This window comes from Lachnoanaerobaculum gingivalis (assembly GCF_003862475.1).
Taxonomy (GTDB): domain Bacteria; phylum Bacillota; class Clostridia; order Lachnospirales; family Lachnospiraceae; genus Lachnoanaerobaculum; species Lachnoanaerobaculum gingivalis.
Genome location: NZ_RRCO01000007.1, coordinates 139539 through 159663, shown reverse-complemented (window position 1 = coordinate 159663; position 20125 = coordinate 139539). Strand labels below are relative to the sequence as shown.

The window sequence follows — 20125 nt, the reverse complement described above, 5'->3', positions numbered from 1 at the left end:
TTTAATTGTATACAATCAAATTACTTACCCATACAGAACTTTGAGAATATTTCATTTACAACATCATCATCCACTGTTTCACCTATTATCTCACCCAATGCTTCATAGGCATTCAAAAGATCTATTGTAAAGAAGTCCTCTTCATATCCTTCTTCGATACTTGAAAGACACATTTCCAAAGATTCCGATACTTCATTTATTATTTCCTGATGTCTTATATTTGTTATAATTACTTGATCATTGAAATTTATCTCTTTTGAAATAAACTTAGCCTTGATCATATCCTCTAATTCATCTACTCCTATATTTTCCTTGGCTGAGAATATTATAACGTCCTTATCGCTGTACTTCTTGATATCTTCAATACTTAATTTAAGTTCTTTATCTGATTTATTAAGCAATATTATTGCATTTTTATCTTTTACACTTTCAAGTAGCTCTATATCTTCTTTATCTAAAGGTAAAAGCCCGTCTATTACTACCAAATTCAAGTCTGCATTATTACTTGCTTCTATTGCCTTTTGCACTCCTATACTTTCCACCACATCATCAGTCTGTCTGATACCGGCTGTATCCGTGATATTCAAGCTGATACCTGACAGTTTGATATTCTCTGTCAATGTATCTCTTGTTGTTCCGGCTATATCGGTAACTATTGCTCTGTCTGTTCTTGAAAGGAGATTTAAAATGGAAGATTTTCCGGCATTCGGCTTTCCTATTATGACCGTATTTATACCTTCCTTTATAATACTTCCATCTTTAAATGATTTCTTTAAGTATTCTATTCTTGTATATAATTTCTTTACTATTTTTTTGAGTTTATCACTGTATCCGTCCAGTGAATAATGTTCAGGATCGTCAAGTGCGGCTTCTATAAATGCAATCTGCTCCAGTATCTGAGCCCTTATTGTCTTTATATTTTCTGTCACAGCTCCGTTTAGCTGTCTGATTCCGGCTTTTAATGCCAGTTCATTCTTTGCCTCTATTATATCTATGACCGCTTCCGCCTGACTTAGATCCATCTTTCCGTTTAAAAAGGCTCTCTTTGTAAATTCTCCAGGAAGTGCCATCCTTGCCCCCGACTCCAGTACTGCATGCAATACTTTTTCAAGTATCAATATACCACCATGACAGTTTATCTCTACTGTATCTTCGCCTGTGAATGTTCTCGGTGCTTTCATCAGCATTACCAAAACTTCATCTATTATCTCTTCACCGAAAAATATATGTCCGTAGTTGATAGTATGTGAGTCCGCCTCAATCAGTCTTTTCTTTCCGCTGTATATCTTATCGGCTATACTTATGGCATCTTCTCCGCTTATTCTTATTATGCCTATTCCACTTTCTCCAAGTGCTGTTGCTATAGCGGCAATAGTATCTGTTCTCTTCATATTTATATAATCCTACTTTTATTATAATTATTACTAAAATAAAAGAGGACTATCAATAACTATGTTATTAACAGCCCTCTTTCACAAGACCGGTTCTTATTGTATTTCCCTTTTAGGGCTTCTTCTGTTTTGTTTGAAATTCTTCTTCGGATAAACTGTTATATGTCTGAAAGGTTCCTCACCTACACTCTTTGTGGATACCATATTGTCTCCTTGGAGTGCAGCATGTATGATTCTTCTCTCATAAGCATTCATAGGTTCAAGCTCTGTAAACTTGCCTGTTTTCTTTACCTTTGCAGCTATATTCTTTGCAAGCATTTCAAGTTTATCTTTTCTCTTTTTTCTGTAGTTTTCAGTATCAAGCTTTATTCTTATATAGCTTTCACTGCTCTTATTTACTACAAGGCTCAATATATACTGAAGTGAATCAAGAGTCTGACCTCTTTTTCCTATCAATACGCCTAAGTCTTCTTCACTCTCTATTACGATAGAAAGCTCATTTGTCTTAAATGAGAAATTATATACCGCATGTGCAGGAAGATTCATTGCTGTGAAGAAATCCTTTAAGAAAGTATCTGCTTTGTCTCTTATCTGCTCAAGCTCATCATTTGTAAGTACTCGTCTGCTTGCAGAAGAAGGCTCTTCCTCACCGTAAAACTGTGTATATTCATCTACAGCTTCTTCAGACTTTGGCGAAGTCTCTTTTTCTTCTACTATAGCTTCTTGTACAACAGTCTCTACCTTTTCTGATGCGGTTTCCTTTTTCTCTACTTCTTTTTTCTCAATAGGAGATTTTTGTTCCCTCTGCTTTTCATGTTTCTTTTCTGATGAATTCTTTTTCTCAGTATCAGCAGATTTCTTTACTGTAACCTTAAGAGTCCAAGGCTTTGCACCGAAAACTCCCAAAAATCCATTAGTGCCTCTTTCAATTATCTCTACATCCACATTATCACTTGTGGTTCCAAGCTCTATTAAAGCCTTGGTTAAAGCTTCATCATAATTTCTTGCTGAAACTCTAGCACTGTCCATCTCATTCCTCCTATTTATTTTTCTTAGAATTTGCCTGCTTCTCATTGTACTTGGCTACCATATTAGCCTTTGAAGCAAGTGAACCCGGTTTTGCATCCTTATTGTAATACTCTGTAGAATCCTTTAAATTCTTGGCATTCACTTCGTATTTCTTAGCTCTGTCTTCTTTTTCCTGCTTTTCTATCTCATCCATATGCTTTGCATTTTCAATAACTTTCTTATTTGCGCTTAATGCAGGAAGTCCTTGCTTTGCTCTCTTTGCATTTTGCTTTGCAAGATTTGACTCTACAAGCTTATCAATATCAAGATCTTTAAGTCTGTAGTTTACAAGTAACTGAATAACTGTTCTTGCAAGTGCGGAAGCTATCCAGTATATACCGATACCTGCAGGGAGAGTAAAACAAAATACTACAGACATAATAGGCATTACAGTATTCATACTCTGCATCTGTTTTGCCATTTCATTCTCAGGCTCTCCATTCTTCGGCTGGTTTGTTGTCATTACCTTAGTTGATATAAACTGTGTAACTCCGGCCAATATCGGTATTATCCATGCTATATTTATATTGTTCATTCCCTGCCATGGTGATACTGATAAATCAATACCAAGGAATGAATTCATCTGCTTAATAAGAGGAACACTTGTCTCCAAGACACTGCTCATATTTGGGAATGTCTCCGACAATGTAGTCCATTTTTCAGGTGTAAATTTATATAATAAGTCTATTACTTTATTTGGAATTGTATAATCATTATTTTCTACAGGAAGTCTTACAGCTTTTGCCAAATCACTTATCTTATTTATATAATCAGACTGTTGCATAAGTGAAGTAGCTACAGTTTCAAATACACTGCGAACACTTGTTACATATGCCGGTATTCTGTATATAACCTGATAAAGGCCGAACAGTATAGGCATCTGTATAAGAAGCGGAAGACATCCGCCGGCCATACTTGTACCATACTTACTGTATACGGCTCTGGTCTCAGCATTCATCTTCATTGCCGATTCATTATCTGTTTTTCCTTTATATTTATCCTGTATGGCCTTTATCTCAGGCTGAATTACAGCCTGAAGTTTTTGTGACTTCTGCTGATTTATAGTCAAAGGTATCATTATTATATTAATTACCAGTGTAAAAATTATAATAGCGACACCGATATTTGTAATTCCCAAATCAAATATCAGATTCATTATAAATCCAAGTATTTCAGCAAACCAACCTATAATAGGTGTGGATGACTTTGTTAATAATACAACGTCCAAGCTAATTCCTCCAAATTTCATTAGATTTTCTAACTTACTAAATTCCATAAATATACTTATGGTACAGGATCGTATCCACCTTTGGCTAAAGGATTACATCTGAGTATTCTCCATATGCTAAGCAGTGACCCCTTTATTATGCCATGTTTTTTTAAAGCCTCTATGGCATATTGTGAACAGGTAGGAGTATAAATACAATGTGTTCTGACCTTTAACGGTGACAGATATTTTTGATAGAATCTAATAAGCTTAATCATACCCTTTAATACTAAGCTATTTATTTTCTTCAACATTTTCTCTATCCAGTCTATGTGATTTCAGCAAATGTAAGTAGGCACTCTCCAATTTATGATAATCACCTACATCTGCGCCTACTCGTACTACTACTATTATATCTAATCCCTTTTTCTCAATCTTATTCAACCTGAAAATTTCTCTGATTTTCCTTGCAAATGTATGTCTTACTACACTGTTACCGTTTTTCTTTGAAACCGATATACCTATCCTGTTGTAATCCAACTCATTTCCATATACATACATTACAAGAGTTTTATTGGCATATGACTTTCCGTTCTTATATACCCTTTGAAAATCAGCATTACTTCTTAAAGAAGGAAAATTTTTCACATAAACTCCTCAAATGCAAAACGCATCTTATATTAGATTAAATGTAATACTACCATAAACTAAAAGGATAGTCATAAGACTATCCCTAAGTAATCTTCGACAGATAAATCCTTTACTACATAATGTAGTACTCATCTGTTTTCCGGCTATTGCCTTATTTTTTTAAGCTGATAATCTAGCTCTTCCCTTTGCTCTTCTGGCAGCTAAAACTTTTCTACCGCCTGCTGAACTCATTCTTGCTCTAAAACCATGAACCTTAGATCTTTGTCTCTTCTTAGGTTGGAATGTCATCTTCATGATCTGATACCTCCTTATTTCTTTTCGTTTGTCCAGTCTTTCTCAAGTCTATGTTCTTTACTTTTCCAAAGAACGCACCCTAGTATTATATATAAAGAAGGTATACAAGTCAATAGCTTTATCGCTCTTCACTGATTTTTAATAATGTACCTGCTACAGCTAAAGTAAGGATTGCAGATACTATTGCCTCTGCTACTCCCTGTGTTCCTATTATACCTACTATTATAACCGGCAACTGTGCAATCTCTCTTCCTGTTGCGCTTGCATAATGCTCTCCGAACAAAAAGTATATACCGCTCATTACCAATATTGTGTTTGTTATTGCCGCCATGGCTCCTGATACCAGGAGTGCTATTTTCACCTTACCTGTTTTTCTCATTGCTCTGAAAACAAGTGCAGCCACTATACCTACCAGTATTCTCGGAAGAAAGCACACTATAACCGATCTTATTCCACCTGTGTATCCCGCTATGGCCGGTGCAAACGGTGAAAAACAAAATGATGTCGGGTTCGGCATAAATGTGTTCTTCCACATACTGCCAAGTCCGAATACAAATCCCAGTCCTGCTCCTTCTTTCCATCCAAGTAATATCGCCCCTATGGCTACCGTTACATGAATGATGGTTGCGTTCATTATACCAAGCGGTATAAATCCCAAAATAGGTACCAATGTCTGAATAATAATTATAGCTATAAAGATAGCCATGATTACCATTCTTTTTGTCTTCTGATAAGAATCTCTCTTCATTTTTTTCTCCTCTCGCTACTACTCCTATTGGATATAATGCACTTAATATTATATATTTAATACTGCGTTTTATCAATATTTTTATTATCTCAAAGTATTAATATTGTTACCCGGATTTCCGGCTGTTAAAATTCTTATCAACATAATTATCCACATTTACAGATATATTTTCATTTCTTAAAATCTAAATGTTTATATTTTAGTTATCCACATTTTGTTGATAGTGTGTGGATATTTTATTTTATCTCAATGTTGATATCTCTTGTTTTATTATATTTTAAGCCATTTTTCTTTGTCAACATCGTTATCAACATTCTGTGTATAAGGCTTTTTTATATCTGTTTTTATCATTTTTTAATATGGATAATTTATTTTATAGTTTTTAATCAACTACGTTGTCCATAACTTTGTGAATATCTATGTTGATAATTTTCTTTTTTACTTTTTCTTTACATTGATATGAATACCTTTTTTTGATATACTTTACCTAGTTTATACTTATCCTAAAGGAGTAAAAAGGATGATAGATAAGATAAAATCCAGTTGGGAGGAAATAATCACGTTTTTAAGAGATGATTATGAGCTCTCACCTGTATCATACAATACATGGATAAAACCCATGATTCCTACATCAATCGATAAGGACTCAAAGGGAAATTATACCTTGATCATCACTGTTCCTTCACAACCTTTTAAAACTTATGTTACAAAAAAATACTCCCTATACCTTTCGGTATCCATAGAGGAAGTTACCTTAATAAAATGTAATGTTGTTTTTAGAGAAAAGTCGGAACAGGAAACAAAAAAATATCAAAATACACTGATAGATAATAAGAGACATCCGGTAAACAACCTGAAGCTTTTAAGTGCAAATCTGGATCCGCTTTATACTTTTGATACATTCGTAGTAGGTAAAAGTAATGATCTGGCACATGCAACCGCTATAGCTGTAGCTGAATCTCCGGGAAGTCAAAATCCCGGGGAGCATTACAATCCCTTCTTTATATATGGAGGCGTTGGTCTTGGAAAAACTCACTTGATGCATTCTATTGCTCATTACATATTGGAACACAATCCGGAGGCAATAATTTTATATGTCAGCAGTGAGAAATTCCTTAATGAATATATTGATGCGCTTAAAAACAGTAATTTACAGGAATATCGCTCAAAATATCGTAATGTTGATGTGCTTCTTATTGATGATATTCAGTTTATCGGCGGTAAGGATGCAATACAGGAAGAACTTTTCCATACTTTCAATGCATTGTATGAGCAGAAAAAACAGATAATACTTTCTTCAGACCGACCTCCTATGGAGCTTAAAAACCTTGAAGAGAGACTTCGTTCAAGATTTGCCTGGGGTGTGGCAGTAGAGATTTTTTCTCCGGACTTTGAAACAAGAATGGCAATTCTTAGAAGTAAGGAAGAAAGAGACGGCAAAAACATTGATAATGAAGTTATTCAATTTATTGCTACCAATATAAAGAGTAATATAAGAATGCTTGAGGGAGCACTGAATAAGCTTTATGCCATGAGCAGACTTAATAAAAATCAGGAAATTGATATAGAGCTGGCAAAAACGGTACTAAAGGATATGATTACTCCCGATGCTCCTACAAAAATAACTTCAGAATATATTGCAACTGTGGTGGCGGATCATTTCAATATCACCGTGGCGGAGTTAAAAGCCAAGGGCAGAAAAGAGCCTGTAGCCACTGCAAGACATATTACAGTTTATCTTTGTAGGAAAATGACCAATGATACTCAAACTAAAATAGGCCAATTTTTAGGTGACAGAGATCACTCTACGATAGTCAATTCCGAGGATGTAATTACTAAGAGAATCGTCTCCGACAGTGAGCTGAATCAAACTGTTGAAACTATCAAAAAGAAGATTTCTCCACAGTAATCCAAATTATACGGGTAGTTCCCAAACATGGTGATGTTTACAAAAATCAGCTAAAAAGCAAGTATTTACAAGGCTTTTTAGACTTTTACACTTATCCACACACTATAATAATACTAATACTAAAATATATTTAATTATTTATCATGGCGAGCGAGCTCTTTTTTTGAGTAAAAATTGCCAACCGGAGGAACAATGAATTTAAAATTTCAAAAAGCACAATTGGTAAATGCTCTTGGCATTGTAATGAAGGCTATATCTACTAAGACTTCAAGTGTTATTTTAGAATCAATACTTATAACGGCAGCTGATAACAGAGTTGTTTTAGATGCTACAGACACAGAACTTTCAATCCAAACAGAGGTGGATGCGATTATAGTAAATCCGGGTGGAGTGGTTTTGAATGCAAAACTCTTCTCCGATATTGTAAGAAAATTTGATAATACAGATTCTTTAATAGAACTTGACGTAGATAAGGATTTTAAGACAACTATAAGATGTGACCAGGCGATATTTAATATCATGGGAATAGACCCTGTAGAATTTATACCTATGCCGCAGGTAGACAGGGATGATTTTATAAAGCTTTCACAGTTTAGTTTAAAAGAAGTTATCAGACAGACGGAGTTCTCAACAGCTATAAGCGATATCAACAGAATGATGGGCGGAGAGCTTATAGATATTAAAGATAATGTGGCTAAATTCGTTACTCTTGACGGACATAGAATGTCTATAAGAAATATCGAATTAAACGGAAGTTTCGAGAATCAAAGATGCGTGGTTCCTATCAAGTCCTTACAGGAAGTTATGAGGATAATTGACAGTGATACTCAAAAAGATGTTAATATTTATTTTTCAAAGGATCATATACTTTTTGAGTTTGACAGAACGCTGGTATTATCAAGAATTCTTGACGGTGAATATTTCAGAATTGAGACCATGCTCTCAAATGACTATGATACCAAAGTTACCGTCAGCAGAAACAGATTCCAAAGTGCAATAGAGCAGGCTATGATACTTATCAGGGAAAATGAGCATAAGCCTTTGATTCTTGATATAGAAAACGGAACACTTACATTGTCTGTAAATTCGTCACTTGGATTTATGGATGCCAAAGTAAACATTGAAAAAAGCGGAAGTGATTTAAAGATTGCCTTCAACCCTAAGTTCTTAGTGGATGCATTAAAGGTAATTGATGATGAGTTTGTAGATATTTATTTTACAAATGCAAAATCTCCATGTTTTATCAAAGATGATAAGAATTCATATACATATTTGATATTGCCGGTAAATTTTGTAGGATAAAGGTGAAGTATGCAGGAAGTTAGAATTAGAGATGAATATATAAAGCTTGAGCAGGCTATGAAGCTTGCAGGTGCCGTATCAATGGGTTCAGAAGCTAAGATGGTAATACAGGCCGGAGAGGTTTTGGTAAATTCGGAGGTAGAGCTTAGAAGAGGCAAGAAACTTAGAGACGGCGATATATTTACATACGAGAACAATGATTATAGAATCGTTGGAGCTTAAGGACTATAGAAACTATGAGAGTTTGAATATCAAGCTTTCAAGCGGTGTAAATATATTTTATGGTGACAATGCGCAGGGAAAGACAAATATTTTGGAGTCAATATATCTTGCCACCACTTCAAAGTCTCATAGAGGAAGTAAAGATAAAGATATTATAAAATTCGGAAGCAATGAATCGCATATTAAGCTGATGATAGAAAAAAACAACTCATCGGTAAGGCTTGATATGCATTTGAAAAAGAGCAAGTCTAAGGGAGTCGCTATAAACGGCATTCCGATAAGAAAGCTTAGTGAGCTTTTCGGTACCTGCAATGTTGTATTTTTTTCTCCTGAAGATTTGAATATTATCAAGAGAAGTCCTAAAGAGAGAAGAAATTTTGTGGACATGGAGCTTTGTCAGTTAAATAAGCTCTATGTTTCCACTTTGGTTACCTACAATAAGGTGCTTGATCAGAGAAATAAGCTTTTAAAAGAAATCGGTTTTAAGAGCGGTGTTGAGGATACTTTGGATATCTGGGATATGCAACTTGTAAAATACGGTAAGGATTTGATTGCTTACAGAGAAGCCTTTATAAAAGAATTAAATGAGGTCATTTTCGATATACATTCTTTACTCTCAGGTGGTGAGAAGATAAATGTAGTATATGAAAAGAATGTGGAAAAAGATGATTTTGAAGAAGAACTGAAAAAATCAAGAGCAAGTGATATAAGGTATAAGACTACAAATGTAGGACCGCATAGGGATGATTTTTCATTTTTTTTAAACGGTGAAATGGATTTGAAAAAGTTCGGATCTCAAGGTCAACAAAGAAGTCTTGCCTTATCATTAAAATTATCTGAGATAGAGCTTATAAAATCAAGATATGGAGAATTTCCGGTACTTTTACTGGACGATGTATTATCCGAACTTGACGGAAAAAGACAGTCACATCTACTTGAGTCCATAAAACATATTCAAACTTTGATTACCTGTACAGGCGTTGAAGACTTTTTGAATAAATCGTTGGATATTGGAAAGGTATTTAAAGTAAAAGCAGGAATAGTAACAGAAGGTAAAATTTAGAGGTGTTTTGCACCTCTTTTTTCTTATTATATGTGGTAATTTTATTCCACATTTTCAAAAAAAATGTTATAATATATAGATATGACATTAAGAGTAAATTTTCCTGAGAATGTATTCTCAGATGATTTAAAGGAGATAGTATGAGTACAGAGTATGATGCATCCCAAATTCAAATACTGGAAGGTTTAGAGGCCGTTAGAGTAAGACCCGGAATGTATATTGGTTCAATATCATCAAGGGGTCTTCATCATCTTGTTTATGAGATAGTAGATAACTCTGTAGATGAGGCTCTTGCAGGATTTTGTACAGAGATTAAGGTAAAAATAAATGAAGATAATTCAATCACTGTAAGAGATAACGGTAGAGGTATACCGGTAGACATTCAGCAAAAGGCTGGAAAGCCGGCACTGGAGGTAGTATTTACAATACTGCATGCCGGAGGAAAATTCGGCGGTGGAGGATATAAGACCTCAGGCGGACTGCATGGAGTAGGTGCATCTGTAGTAAATGCATTATCTACTTGGCTCGATGTAAAGGTTTACAAAGAAGGCAAAATCTATCATATGCGATTTGAAAAGGGTAAAGTCGTAGAGAATATGCATGTGATAGGTGAATGTGATCCCGGTGAAAGCGGTACCGAGGTAAGCTTCTTACCGGATGCAACTATATTTGAAGAAACAGTGTATGACTTTGATATATTGAAAGTCAGATTAAGAGAGACAGCTTTTCTTACCAAGGCGTTAAAAATTGTTTTGATTGATGACAGAGAAGAAAAGAAAGAAATGTCTTTTCACTATGAGGGTGGTATCAAGGAATTTGTTACATATCTCAATAAGGGTAAGGCACCTATATACGATGAAGTAATATACTGTGAGGGTGTGAAAGAAAATGTGGTTGTTGAAGTTGCAATGCAGCACAATGACACTTATACAGAGGGAATTTATACTTTTGTAAATAATATAAATACTCCTGAGGGTGGAACTCATCTTTCAGGATTTAAAAATGCACTTACAAAGACATTTAATGAATATGCCAGAAACAATAAACTGCTAAAGGAAAATGAGGATAATCTTTCAGGAGAAGACATAAGGGAAGGACTTGTAGCTATAATCTCTGTGAAGATACAGAACCCACAGTTTGAAGGTCAGACCAAGCAAAAACTTGGAAACTCCGAGGCACAGACTGCGGTGAATGCTATAGTAAGTGAGAAGCTTACTTATTTCCTTGAGCAAAATCCCGGAATAGCAAAGCTTATAAGTGATAAGGCTATTACAGCGCAAAGAGCAAGAGCTGCAGCAAGAAAGGCAAGAGATCTTACAAGAAGAAAGTCTGCACTTGACGGTATGAGTTTACCGGGTAAATTGGCGGACTGTTCAAGCAAGAATCCTGAAGAATGTGAGATATTTATAGTCGAGGGAGACTCTGCGGGAGGTTCCGCAAAATCAGCCAGAAAGAGAGATACACAGGCTATTTTGCCACTTAGAGGAAAAATACTCAATGTGGAGAAGGCAAGACCTGATAAGGTATATTCAAATGCCGAGATTAAGTCAATGATTACAGCATTCGGTACAGGTATACAGGAAGATTTTGATATCAGCAAGCTTCGCTATAATAAAATTATTATAATGACTGATGCCGATGTGGACGGAGCTCATATTGATACATTGATGCTGACATTTATATATAGATTTATGCCTGAACTTATAAAGGAAGGTCATGTATATCTGGCTCAGCCTCCACTGTATAAGTTAGAGAAGAATAAAAAGGTATGGTACGCATATTCTGATGAAGAGCTTGATAATATCTTAAAAGAAGTCGGAAGAGATCAGAATAATAAGATACAAAGATATAAAGGTTTGGGAGAGATGGATGCCGAGCAACTTTGGGAAACAACTATGGATCCTGAACGAAGAGTACTTAAAAAAGTGGTACTTGACGAGTCTATGCTTTCAGAAACAGATTTAACATTTAATACTCTTATGGGAGATCAGGTTGCTCCGAGAAGAGAGTTTATAGAGACAAATGCGAAGTATGTATCGAATTTGGATATTTAAAAAGGTAGGTTAAAATATGGAACCAAATGTTTTCGACAAGTTTAATGAAATCGACTTAAAGAAAACCATGGAAAAGTCATATATTGACTATGCAATGAGTGTTATTGCAGCAAGAGCGCTTCCCGATATAAGAGACGGTTTAAAGCCTGTACAAAGAAGAGTGCTCTTTTCTATGATAGAACTAAATAACGGTCCTGACAAGCCGCATAGAAAATGTGCTCGTATTGTCGGAGATACAATGGGTAAATATCACCCACACGGAGATTCTTCAATATACGGATCATTGGTAAATATGGCTCAGGATTGGTCCATGAGATATCCTCTTGTGGACGGACACGGAAACTTCGGATCTGTGGACGGAGACGGCGCGGCAGCCATGAGATATACAGAGGCAAGACTCTCAAAGATTGCCATGGAGATGCTTGCCGATATAAATAAGGACACTGTTGACTTTGCTCCAAACTTTGATGAGACTGAAAAAGAGCCTACAGTACTGCCGTCAAGATATCCGAACCTCCTTGTAAACGGTACCACAGGTATTGCGGTAGGTATGGCTACAAATATTCCACCTCACAATTTAAGCGAGGTAATAGATGCCGTAGTAAGAATAATAGATAATAAAATAGAAGAAAAAGAATCCACTATCGATGAGATGCTTGATATCATAAAGGGACCTGATTTCCCTACAGGTGCGCATATACTTGGACTTAGAGGAATCAGAGAAGCCTATACTACAGGTAGAGGAAAGATAAAGGTAAGAGCGGTATCTGAAATAGAAGCAATGCCGAACGGCAAAAACAGAATTATAGTTACCGAGCTTCCATATCTTGTAAATAAAGCAAAGCTTATCGAAAAGATTGCCGAACTTGTAAAAGATAAAAGAATAGACGGTATTACAGATCTTAGAGACGAATCAAACCGAGAAGGAATGAGAGTTGTTATAGAACTCAGAAGAGATGTAAATGCCGGAGTTATTTTAAATAGATTATATAAGCATACACAGTTACAGGAAACTTTCGGTGTAAATATGCTTGCACTTGTAAATAATCAGCCAAAGGTGCTTAATATTTTACAGATGCTTGAGTATTATCTTGCACATCAGGAGGATGTAGTAACAAGAAGAACAAAGTATGATCTCAATAAAGCTAAGGAAAGAGCTCATATTTTGGAAGGTTTGCTTATAGCCCTTGATAATATTGATGAGATTATAAAGATTATCAGAGGCAGTGCAAATGTAAGTATTGCAAAAGAAGAACTTATAAAGAGATTCGGACTTAGTGATGCACAGGCACAGGCAATAGTTGATATGCGTCTAAGAGCGCTTACAGGTCTGGAAAGAGAGAGACTTGAGTCTGAGTATAATGAGCTTTTATCAAAGATTGCATATTTTGAGGGTATATTGGCAGATAACAAAAAACTTCTCGGAGTTATAAAAGAAGAGATTCTTGTAGTTGAAGATAAATTCAAAGATGACAGAAGAACAGGCTTTATACAGGATGATGATATGGAGGATGAGGATCTTATCCAAAGAGAAGATATTATCATTGCAATGACAAAGCTTGGATATATAAAGAGAATGAGTCCTGACAATTTCAATGTACAAAACAGAGGCGGTAAGGGCATCAAGGGTATGCAGACTATTGATGACGACTTTATCGAAGATATTGTTATGTCAACCACTCACAATGATATATACTTCTTCACAAATAAGGGTAGAGTTTATACTATAAAGGGATATAAGATTCCGGAAGCTTCAAGAACTGCAAGGGGTGTTGCAATAGTAAACTTGTTGAATTTGCAGCCTGATGAGAAGATTTCAGCTATTATTCCGAGTGAGGCAAAGTCAAAGGATGGATATCTCTTTATGGTAACAAAGAAGGGTACTATAAAGAAATGTCAGATAAATCTGTTTGACAATATAAGAAAGAACGGACTGGCGGCCATAAATCTCACAGAGGATGATGAGCTGATAGAAGTTAAGGTAACTCATGGTGACGACGATCTTATCATAGTTTCAAAAGACGGTATGTGTATAAGAATCAATGATAAAGATATAAGAGCTATGGGTAGAGGTGCTACCGGAGTTCACGGTATGAGACTGAACAAAGATGATGAGGTCATCGGAATGCAGCTGGCATCTCAAGGGGAATATTTGCTTCTTGTTTCTGAGTATGGATATGGAAAGAGAACAAGGATATCCGAGTTCAAAGTCCAAAACAGAGGCGGTAAAGGTATCATATGCTATAAAGATAATGAAAAGACCGGAAAGTTGGTCGGAGCAAAACTTGTTGATGAAGACAGAGAACTTTTGCTTATAACCACAGAGGGAATCATTATCAGAATAGAAGTAAGCGGAATATCAGTGCTTGGAAGAGCCGCATCAGGTGTTAAGCTTATGAATATAGACAGAGAAAGTGATACCAAAATTGCAAGTATTGCGAAGGTCAGAGAAGAGAAAAACACCGAATCTGAAGAAGAAAGCAATACATAGAAAGGAAATAAAATGCAAAAAATACCATTTTTGACATTAGATAAAGTAAGAGAAATTGTAAAAACATATCCGACGCCATGGCATATATATGACGAAAAAGGAATCAGAGAGAATGCAAAAAAATTAAATGAAGCGTTCAGTTGGAATAAGGGATTTAAAGAATACTTTGCCGTAAAAGCCACTCCGAATCCTTTTATAATGAATATATTAAAAGAATGCGGTTGTGGTATGGACTGTTCTTCTATGACAGAGCTTGAATTAAGTGATGCATGCGGTTTTAGAGGAAAAGATATAATGTTTTCCTCAAATGAAACTCCTATAGAAGAATTCAAGTTTGCAAATGATCTCGGAGCAATAATAAACTTGGATGATATCACACATATAGAATATGTAGAAGAAATTTGTGGAAAATTGCCTGAGACTATGAGTGCCAGATATAATCCCGGCGGAGTCTTTACTATGTCAAACGGTATAATGGACAATCCGGGAGATGCCAAATACGGCATGACTCCGGATCAGATTATAGAAGCATTCAATATAATGAAGTCAAAAGGTGTAAAGTACTTCGGTATTCATGCATTTCTTGCAAGCAATACGGTTACAAATGAATACTATCCTAAACTTGCAAAGGAACTGTTTGAGTTTGCGGTAAGAATAAAGAATGAATGCGGTATATGTGTAAGCTTTATAAATCTGTCAGGTGGAGTGGGTATACCATATACCCCCGATCAAGAGCCTAATGATATATTTGAGATAGGCAAAGGTGTAAAAAAGGTCTATGATGAGGTACTTGTAGCAAATGATATTAAAGATGTCGCTATATTTACAGAGCTTGGAAGATATATGCTTGGACCGTATGGCGCTTTGGTAACAAAAGCCGTACATGAAAAGCATACATATAAGGAGTATATAGGTGTGGATGCCTGTGCGGTAAACCTTATGCGACCTGCCATGTATGGAGCATATCATCACCTTAGCGTACTTGGTAAGGAAGGAAAAATTGCAGAACATACATATGACGTTGTAGGTTCACTGTGTGAAAACAATGATAAATTTGCTATAGACAGAAAACTTCCGAAGATAGATAAGGGTGATTATATCTATATTTATGATACCGGAGCACATGGATTTGCAATGGGATATAATTATAACGGAAAGTTAAAGTCGGCAGAGCTTTTATTACAGGAAGACGGAAATGTAAAACTTATAAGAAGAGCCGAGACTGATAAGGATTACTTTGCAACCTTTGATTTCTGTGACATTATGGATAAATATTTGAAATAAAATGAAAAACATTCTTTTCAGGTTTAAGAAATAATTCATAATAAGTTCAACAGTATTTCAATTCTTTTACGAAGAAGTATGATAATATTACATCATCATAACGAAGCACTTACAATGAATCCTATATATAGAAATCCTTAAGAAGGCACCCCGTAAAAAGGGTGTCTTTTTAATTTGTTGAAATATCATTCTTGTATTGCTTAAAATAATATAACTTGATAGAATGTACAGTATATAGCTGTTGGATTTTGATCCTGCAGAGGATATCAGTAGGTATGTTTTAAGAGGAGAACAAAAATGATTGATAATGTATCATATCTCTTTGGATTCTTAGGCGGTCTTGGACTTTTCCTATATGGAATGCATATCATGGCGGACGGTATGCAAAAGACTGCCGGAGGAAAGATGCAACAGTTCCTCAGTAAGATAACGGATAACAGGTTTACAGCCATCTTACTGGGTGCGGTAATAACAGCCATAATACAAAGCTCAGGTGCTACCACCGTAATGGTAGTAGGTTTTGTTAGTGCCGGAATGTTAAGCCTTGTCCAGGCTGTAGGTGTAATCATGGGTGCCAATATCGGTACTACAATTACAGCGTGGATAGTATCACTTGGAACAATAGGCGATTCACTCAAGCTCTTTCAGCCGGGATTCTATGCACCGTTAATGATTGGTATAGGTGCGATATTTATACTGTTTTCAAAATCCGACAAGAAAAAAACTATAGGTGAAATAATTCTGGGACTTGGAATGCTGTTTTTGGGACTTGATCTTATGGCAGGCAATATAAAGCCTTTCACAAGTGCTCCTATATTCTCGGAAGCATTCAGAGTACTTGGTGGTAATCCGATACTTGGTATCATAGTAGGTATTGTAGTAACAGCTCTTATGCAAAGCTCATCAGCGTCGGTTGGTATTTTGCAAACACTCGCATTTAACGGTGTGGTAAATACTGCGGCAGCCATATATATAACTCTAGGACAAAATATCGGTTCATGTGTTACAGCGATTATTTCAAGTTTGGGAAGCTCAAGAACTGCAAAGAGAGCCGCAGCTATACATCTTTTATTCAATACAATAGGTGCTATAGTCTTCGGTATACTTGGATTTATTGTATTTACAGTGAATGTAAAACTTGCAAATCACACTATCAATGCTGTAGAGATTTCAATATTTCATACATTTTTTAATCTTACAATGACTACACTACTTTATCCTTTTGCGGGATTGCTTGTAAAACTTTCAGGAATGATTGTAAGAGGTAAGGATGATGAAGTTGAGGAAGAGGTAAAAGAGCCTGTACTGCAGCTTGATGAAAGAGTTCTTCTAAGCCCTGCTTTTGCTGTACAGACTGCAAATAATGAAGTTGCCCGCATGGGAGAAATTGCTCTAAAAAGTTTAAATGCGGCTATGAGTGCTATCAACAATAAGAGCCTTGAAGATATAGAAACAGTTGCAAAATGTGAAAAAAAGCTTGATGATATGCAGGAAGCTTTGACGGAATTCCTTATAAAGGTAGACAATCTTTCACTCAGTGAAAATCAGAAGAAGCATATTAACAATCTCTTCAATATGGTAACCGATATAGAAAGAGTCGGTGATCATGCCGATAACCTTTCTGAAAATGCAAAGTATATAATAGACAACGATCTTGAATTCAGTGATCTCGGTAAAGAAGACCTTGCAGAAATTTCAAAAGACAGTATTGAAGCCTTTGAAATCGCACTTAATGCAAGAAGCGGTGATGCTCTTAGAGCTGTGAGAAAGGTCAATAAGCTTGAGGATGAAGTGGATATGCTTGAGGATGAAATGAGAGAGAAACATATTGAAAGATTGTCAAAGGGAGATTGTAATCCACAGGCCGGAATCGCATTCCTTGATATCATAAGTAATTTGGAGCGTGTCTCAGATCATGCAACAAATATTGCGGGATATGTAAAGAATGAAATATAAATAAGAAGTTTTAAAGATTTACTTGCAATTATGTTTATAATTTTGTACAATTAAGAATGATTGATGAATAATTATCAATTGAGATAAACATCATTTTAAGTACTAATTTTAGGAGGAACTAAAATGTCAGTAAAAGTAGCAATTAACGGTTTTGGACGTATTGGTCGTTTAGCTTTCAGACAGATGTTTGAGGCTGATGGATATGAAGTAGTAGCAATCAATGATCTTACAGATCCTAAGATGTTGGCACATCTTTTAAAGTATGATACAGCACAGGGAGGATTTGCAGGACGTATAGGAGAAGGAAAGCACACAGTAGAAGCAGGTGAGGATTCAATCACAGTTGACGGAAAGAAGATTACAATCTACAAAGAGGCAGATGCTTCAAAGCTTCCTTGGGGACAGATCGGAGTAGATGTTGTACTTGAGTGTACAGGATTCTACACATCAAAGGAGAAGTCACAGGCACATATCAATGCAGGTGCTAAGAAAGTTGTTATTTCAGCTCCTGCAGGAAATGATCTTCCTACAGTTGTATTCAGCGTAAACGAGAAGACACTTAAGGCAAGTGACACAGTTATTTCGGCTGCTTCATGTACAACAAACTGTCTTGCACCTATGGCTGATACACTTAACAAGCTTGCTCCTATCCAGAGCGGTATCATGAGCACAATTCATGCTTATACAGGTGATCAGATGATCCTTGACGGACCACACAGAAAGGGTGACCTTAGAAGAGCAAGAGCAGGTGCTGCAAATATCGTACCTAACTCAACAGGTGCTGCAAAGGCTATCGGACTTGTTATCCCTGAGCTTAACGGAAAGCTTATCGGATCTGCACAGAGAGTTCCTGTTCCAACAGGTTCTACAACAATCCTTACAGCTGTTGTAAAGAAGGCAGGACTTACAAAAGAAGATATCAATGCTGCAATGAAGGCTGCCGCATCTGCATCATTCGGATACACAGAGGATGAGATTGTTTCATCTGACGTTATCGGTATGCAGTATGGTTCATTATTTGATGCAACACAGACAATGGTAACACCTATAGCTGATGATTTATATCAGGTTCAGGTTGTTTCATGGTACGATAACGAGAATTCTTACACATCACAGATGGTTAGAACAATCAAGTACTTTGCTGAATTAGCATAATTATAAATAGTATAAGAGACCAAGGTGGTCCGGTCATATTGGGCCGGACCGCCTTTTTTATTAATAAGGAGAAACTATGCTTAACAAGAAAACAGTAGATGATTTAAAGAATTTAAAAGGTCAGAAAGTATTGGTTCGTTGTGACTTCAATGTTCCTTTAAAGGACGGAGTTATCCAGAACTACAATCGTATAGACGGAGCAATCCCTACAATAAAGAAACTCCTTGACGGCGGAGCTAAAGTTATTCTTTGCTCACATCTTGGAAAGCCGAAGGGTGAGCCGTTACCTGAGATGAGCCTTGCACCTGTAGCTCCTGCACTTTCAGAGAGACTTGGAGTAAATGTAAAGTTCGTTTCAGATCCTAAGGTAACAGGAGAAGAAACAAGAAAGCTTGCTGCAGAGCTTAAGGACGGAGAAGTTCTCTTATTGGAGAATACACGTTACAGAGCTGAAGAGACAAAGTACGGTAAGGAAGATTCAGCTGTAGAGTATGCAAAAGAGCTTGCTGCACTTTGTGATGACAATATCTTTGTAAACGATGCATTCGGTACAGCACATAGAGCACATTGCTCAAATGTTGGTGTAACTAAGTTCTGTAAGGAGAATGTTGTAGGATACCTTATGGAGAAGGAAATCAAGTTCCTCGGAGAGGCTGTAGAGAACCCTGTTCGTCCGTTTGTAGCAATTCTTGGCGGAGCTAAGGTTTCAGATAAGATCAATGTTATCAACAACCTCCTTGAGAAAGTAGATACACTTATCATCGGTGGCGGTATGGCATATACATTCTTAAAGGCAAAGGGAGAGGAAATTGGAAACTCACTTTGTGAAGAGGATAAGCTTGACTATGCACTTGAGATGATAAACAAGGCTAAGGAAAGAGGAGTAAACCTTTTACTTCCTGTAGACCATGTAGAGGGTAAGGAATTCTCAAATGATACAGAGTCTAAGGTAGTTGATACTATAGATGCGGGATGGTCAGGATTTGATATCGGACCTAAGACAATAGAGAACTATAAGAAGGCTCTTGAAGGCGCAAAGACTGTAGTATGGAATGGACCTATGGGTGTATTTGAGTTTGAGAAGTTTGCAGAGGGAACACTTGAAGTATGTAGAGCCGTAGCAGATCTAAAGGATGCTACAACTGTTATCGGTGGTGGAGATTCTGTAAATGCGGTAAAGAGACTTGGATTTGCAGATAAGATGACACATATTTCTACAGGTGGCGGTGCTTCACTTGAATTCTTAGAGGGTAAGGAATTACCGGGTGTAGCTGCAGCTGACAATAGATAAAAATTTTAAAATATAGGGGAATGTCGAGGTTCCCAAAAA

At 36.3% G+C, this 20125-nt stretch carries 17 protein-coding genes; 10 read left to right on the top strand and 7 right to left on the bottom strand.

Features of this window, described 5'->3' with window-relative positions; all coding sequences use genetic code 11:
* Positions 1 to 20: 20 nt before the first annotated feature.
* The 7 genes from mnmE to EHV10_RS13570 all read right to left on the bottom strand — a co-directional run bounded on the left by mnmE (position 21) and on the right by EHV10_RS13570 (position 5359).
* Positions 21 to 1391 carry a tRNA uridine-5-carboxymethylaminomethyl(34) synthesis GTPase MnmE gene (mnmE, locus tag EHV10_RS13600; RefSeq protein WP_128675117.1) on the bottom strand — a complete coding sequence of 457 codons (1371 nt, stop codon included), beginning with the start codon at positions 1389 to 1391 and terminating at the stop codon, positions 21 to 23.
* Between the two features lie 96 nt (positions 1392 to 1487).
* A complete protein-coding gene (gene jag / locus EHV10_RS13595) occupies positions 1488 to 2420 on the bottom strand; it encodes an RNA-binding cell elongation regulator Jag/EloR (protein WP_128675116.1) in 933 nt (310 codons plus the stop codon).
* A gap of 10 nt (positions 2421 to 2430) precedes the next feature.
* Positions 2431 to 3687 (bottom strand): YidC/Oxa1 family membrane protein insertase, encoded by a 1257-nt coding sequence (locus EHV10_RS13590; protein WP_128675115.1) that lies wholly within the window; start codon positions 3685 to 3687, stop codon positions 2431 to 2433.
* Positions 3688 to 3743: 56 nt separating this feature from the next.
* Complete coding sequence (gene yidD, locus EHV10_RS13585; protein ID WP_128675114.1) at positions 3744 to 3980, bottom strand: membrane protein insertion efficiency factor YidD; 237 nt, start codon at positions 3978 to 3980, stop codon at positions 3744 to 3746.
* Positions 3961 to 4314 carry a ribonuclease P protein component gene (gene rnpA, locus EHV10_RS13580; protein WP_128675113.1) on the bottom strand — a complete coding sequence of 118 codons (354 nt, stop codon included), beginning with the start codon at positions 4312 to 4314 and terminating at the stop codon, positions 3961 to 3963. The genes yidD and rnpA overlap by 20 nt, the downstream gene beginning before the upstream one ends.
* A gap of 162 nt (positions 4315 to 4476) precedes the next feature.
* On the bottom strand, positions 4477 to 4611 hold the full coding sequence (gene rpmH / locus EHV10_RS13575; protein ID WP_007594921.1) for a 50S ribosomal protein L34: 135 nt from the start codon (positions 4609 to 4611) through the stop codon (positions 4477 to 4479).
* A 118-nt stretch (positions 4612 to 4729) separates the two neighbouring features.
* Positions 4730 to 5359: an ECF transporter S component gene (locus tag EHV10_RS13570; RefSeq protein ID WP_128675112.1), complete on the bottom strand. Its 630-nt coding sequence runs from the start codon at positions 5357 to 5359 to the stop codon at positions 4730 to 4732.
* Between the two features lie 520 nt (positions 5360 to 5879).
* Between EHV10_RS13570 and dnaA the strand changes: the two genes are divergently transcribed.
* From dnaA to EHV10_RS13520, 10 genes are all read left to right on the top strand, one after another.
* Positions 5880 to 7268 (top strand): chromosomal replication initiator protein DnaA, encoded by a 1389-nt coding sequence (gene dnaA / locus EHV10_RS13565; protein ID WP_128675111.1) that lies wholly within the window; start codon positions 5880 to 5882, stop codon positions 7266 to 7268.
* 192 nt (positions 7269 to 7460) lie between these two features.
* Complete coding sequence (gene dnaN / locus EHV10_RS13560) at positions 7461 to 8570, top strand: DNA polymerase III subunit beta (protein ID WP_128675110.1); 1110 nt, start codon at positions 7461 to 7463, stop codon at positions 8568 to 8570.
* Positions 8571 to 8579: 9 nt separating this feature from the next.
* Positions 8580 to 8792, top strand: a complete 213-nt coding sequence (locus tag EHV10_RS13555) for an RNA-binding S4 domain-containing protein (RefSeq protein WP_009221218.1) — start codon at positions 8580 to 8582, stop codon at positions 8790 to 8792.
* Positions 8767 to 9855, top strand: a complete 1089-nt coding sequence (gene recF / locus EHV10_RS13550) for a DNA replication/repair protein RecF (RefSeq protein WP_128675109.1) — start codon at positions 8767 to 8769, stop codon at positions 9853 to 9855. The genes EHV10_RS13555 and recF overlap by 26 nt, the downstream gene beginning before the upstream one ends.
* A gap of 140 nt (positions 9856 to 9995) precedes the next feature.
* The gene (gyrB, locus tag EHV10_RS13545) at positions 9996 to 11909 is read left to right on the top strand and encodes a DNA topoisomerase (ATP-hydrolyzing) subunit B (protein WP_128675108.1); all 1914 of its coding nucleotides are present in this window, start codon (positions 9996 to 9998) and stop codon (positions 11907 to 11909) included.
* 16 nt (positions 11910 to 11925) lie between these two features.
* Positions 11926 to 14400, top strand: a complete 2475-nt coding sequence (gene gyrA / locus EHV10_RS13540; RefSeq protein ID WP_128675107.1) for a DNA gyrase subunit A — start codon at positions 11926 to 11928, stop codon at positions 14398 to 14400.
* Between the two features lie 12 nt (positions 14401 to 14412).
* On the top strand, positions 14413 to 15684 hold the full coding sequence (locus EHV10_RS13535; protein ID WP_128675106.1) for a diaminopimelate decarboxylase: 1272 nt from the start codon (positions 14413 to 14415) through the stop codon (positions 15682 to 15684).
* Positions 15685 to 15981: 297 nt separating this feature from the next.
* Positions 15982 to 17640 carry a Na/Pi cotransporter family protein gene (locus tag EHV10_RS13530; RefSeq protein ID WP_128675105.1) on the top strand — a complete coding sequence of 553 codons (1659 nt, stop codon included), beginning with the start codon at positions 15982 to 15984 and terminating at the stop codon, positions 17638 to 17640.
* A gap of 123 nt (positions 17641 to 17763) precedes the next feature.
* Positions 17764 to 18795: a type I glyceraldehyde-3-phosphate dehydrogenase gene (gene gap, locus EHV10_RS13525; protein WP_034211231.1), complete on the top strand. Its 1032-nt coding sequence runs from the start codon at positions 17764 to 17766 to the stop codon at positions 18793 to 18795.
* Positions 18796 to 18871: 76 nt separating this feature from the next.
* Complete coding sequence (locus EHV10_RS13520; RefSeq protein WP_034211233.1) at positions 18872 to 20086, top strand: phosphoglycerate kinase; 1215 nt, start codon at positions 18872 to 18874, stop codon at positions 20084 to 20086.
* Positions 20087 to 20125: the final 39 nt, after the last annotated feature.